The 2442-nt window shown below is 44.4% G+C and carries 3 protein-coding genes; 1 reads left to right on the top strand and 2 read right to left on the bottom strand.

Features of this window, described 5'->3' with window-relative positions; translation table 11 throughout:
* Positions 1–265 precede the first annotated feature (265 nt).
* Positions 266–610 carry a hypothetical protein gene (locus AB3112_RS10730; protein ID WP_084975204.1) on the top strand — a complete coding sequence of 115 codons (345 nt, stop codon included), beginning with the start codon at positions 266–268 and terminating at the stop codon, positions 608–610.
* Positions 611–722: 112 nt separating this feature from the next.
* On the opposite strand, the gene AB3112_RS10735 is transcribed toward AB3112_RS10730, so the two are convergent.
* Together AB3112_RS10735 and pepV are read right to left on the bottom strand one after the other, a co-directional pair.
* On the bottom strand, positions 723–1187 hold the full coding sequence (locus AB3112_RS10735) for a universal stress protein (protein WP_084975202.1): 465 nt from the start codon (positions 1185–1187) through the stop codon (positions 723–725).
* A 19-nt stretch (positions 1188–1206) separates the two neighbouring features.
* Positions 1207–2442, bottom strand: a 1236-nt coding sequence (gene pepV / locus AB3112_RS10740) for a dipeptidase PepV (protein ID WP_367334481.1), incomplete at its 5' end; no start/stop codon positions are given.

Below are 2442 nucleotides of genomic sequence, written 5' to 3' on the forward strand. Positions count from 1 at the left end.
CTAATATCCCCCAAGCCTAGATACATTGGTAACGCTAAAACCTGCCGATTCACTTGTCGCAACTTGTCATATTCGGTCAAAGTTGACGCGAAACGACCGTTAAACACTATGTCAATCATGGACATTCCTCACCCTTCGAAATCATCACTCTTCAATGATGTGCTTCGAAAAGTATAACTTTTTTGGTGGTCTCTATGCAAATTTTATTTGACGGTTTTAGCATATTTTTGGTAGGCTAAATAGCATAATACGAGGAGATGTTAGGATGCAGAATAAAACCAAGCACAAATTATCTGCCGCACAGATTTGCGGTTGGATTATTTGGTGGTTAGTGACAATTGTGATTATTGGCGTAATCATCATCTTGTTCACCAGGTCCGCAGATGGTGCCGGCGCCAGCACGACTTTTCAGTATAAACTGATCGATATTTTCTTTTCTTTGCTATACGTCACCCAGCAAATTATTGCCTTTTTTGCCATTAAGTTGCTTCATAAAAACGGTAGTTACCTGTGGCCAATCGTCTTAATTGTATTGGCGTTTCTTGGCAGCTTTTTATACATTGTTCCCGGCATCTGGGGATTGATTGTCAATCACCCACAAAAACGCTAAAAAGCCTTAGATAGATAGCTGTTGTATCATACAAAAAGTTCCCAGCAAACGCAAATTTGCTGGGAACTTTTTGTAATGAAATGATTAATGATCGTCTAAATTGAATCGTTCGCTAATCACGATGTATGACAAACACGTCACAGGGTGCCTGCGCGATAACGAACGCAGCCGTGGACCCAATTGTCATTCGATCAACAAAGTTTGCCCCCGTCGCTCCAACCACAATTGCGTCAATATCCTCATCATCCACCAACGTGTGTGCCAAGGTATTTTTAGGATCTCCGGACGTGACAAATGAATTAACCTCTATGCCGCGATCCGCCGCCATCAGCGCATACTTGTGAATGAGGCGCTGGTACCGTGACTTCACCTCATCAATCGTGGTCTGATTGGCATTGCCAAACCCGATAAGCGCTGCTTTTGAGACTCCTAAAATTTCACGGTCATTAATAATTGCGACAATCGTTAATTTAGCGTGGTTGTGCTCAGCAATCGTAATGGCCTGTCTAACAGCTTTGGCTGCCGTTTTAGAACCGTCAATGCCGACCAAAATATGCGAATAATTAAAATCCATCATCGGTACCACCTCAATGTCTTTACTTCACTGTCAGTTCGTAGATTGATTGACCATAGATTGCCATCGCTTTTAGCAAGTCGTCAATCGGCTGAAATTCGTTTGCCTGATGCATTGTGTCCTTTGTACCTGGGAACAAAGCGCCAAATGCGACTCCTCGCTTCATCAAGCGGGCATATGTCCCGCCGCCGACAACTTCAGGTTTAGATGTTGTGTCGCCAGTTTGTTCACGATAAACAGTCATCAACGTGCTGACGATCGGGTCACTTGGGTCAACATAGTGGGTGCCCATGTTGCTGATTTCATTAACGCCGGCGTCATGCTTACCAGCCGCTTTTTGCAATTTACCCAAAATTTGTTTATCATCAGTTCCCTTTGAATAACGGAAATTGGTGTTCACCATGCCGCCATTTTGCATATCAAATTTCATGATACCGACGTTCATGGTCACCTCACCCATAATATCATCGACGTGATCGGCAGAAATTTTGGTAGCCCGTGAATCATCGTGAAGGTCCTCAGCTAAAAAGGCAATAAAGTTTTTGGCCGCCCCTTCAAATGGGAATTGATTCAAGAATGTCGCCATGTAAGTCCCAGCGTTAACCCCATTCTTGGGTTCCATGGCATGAGCAGCTTTGCCGGTGATATGAAGCGCAATACCATCTCCAGTCGCCTTGACGTCTCCTGCAACTGGATTTTCATCCAAAAATCGGGTAAAGGCATCGACAAATTTTTCATTGTCGCCTGTTTCCACTAAAGCATCAGCATTGCCAGGAACCATGTTTGGCCGCAAACCGGATTCAAATTGTTTAAGCGTGTAATCCGAACCATTTGTATGACCAAAGGTCGTGACATAAGTGGCATTCCCCTTCTCACCATTAATTAATGGAAATTCAGCATCCGGTGAGAAACCAAAATCAGGTTCCGGTTCTACATCGAAGTAGTGTTTCATACCGGTCCAATCACTTTCCTCATCAGTCCCGATAATCAAACGAATTTTGGTGTGCGGCATAAAGCCATGATCCTTCAGCATCTTCAACCCGTAATAAGCGGCCAAAGCCGGCCCCTTATCATCAGATGTACCACGACCAAAGACCAAACCATCTTTTTCAACCATTTCAAACGGATCGGTTTCCCAGCCATCTCCGGCGGGCATCACGTCTGCATGCGCCTGCAGCGCCATGGTCTTCTCACCTGAACCATATTCAATATAGCCAACGATATTATCCAAGTTTTTGGTAGTGAAACCGTCACGCTC

The sequence above is a fragment of the Lentilactobacillus sp. genome, assembly GCF_040773105.1.
Taxonomy (GTDB): Bacteria; Bacillota; Bacilli; order Lactobacillales; family Lactobacillaceae; genus Lentilactobacillus; species Lentilactobacillus parabuchneri.

What these genes read in the sequence shown, in the direction of transcription:
- AB3112_RS10730 (WP_084975204.1), top strand. Translation starts at nt 266, where the DNA reads ATGCAGAATAAAACCAAGCACAAATTATCTGCCGCACAGATTTGCGGT.
- AB3112_RS10735 (WP_084975202.1), bottom strand. Translation starts at nt 1,187, where the DNA reads ATGATGGATTTTAATTATTCGCATATTTTGGTCGGCATTGACGGTTCT.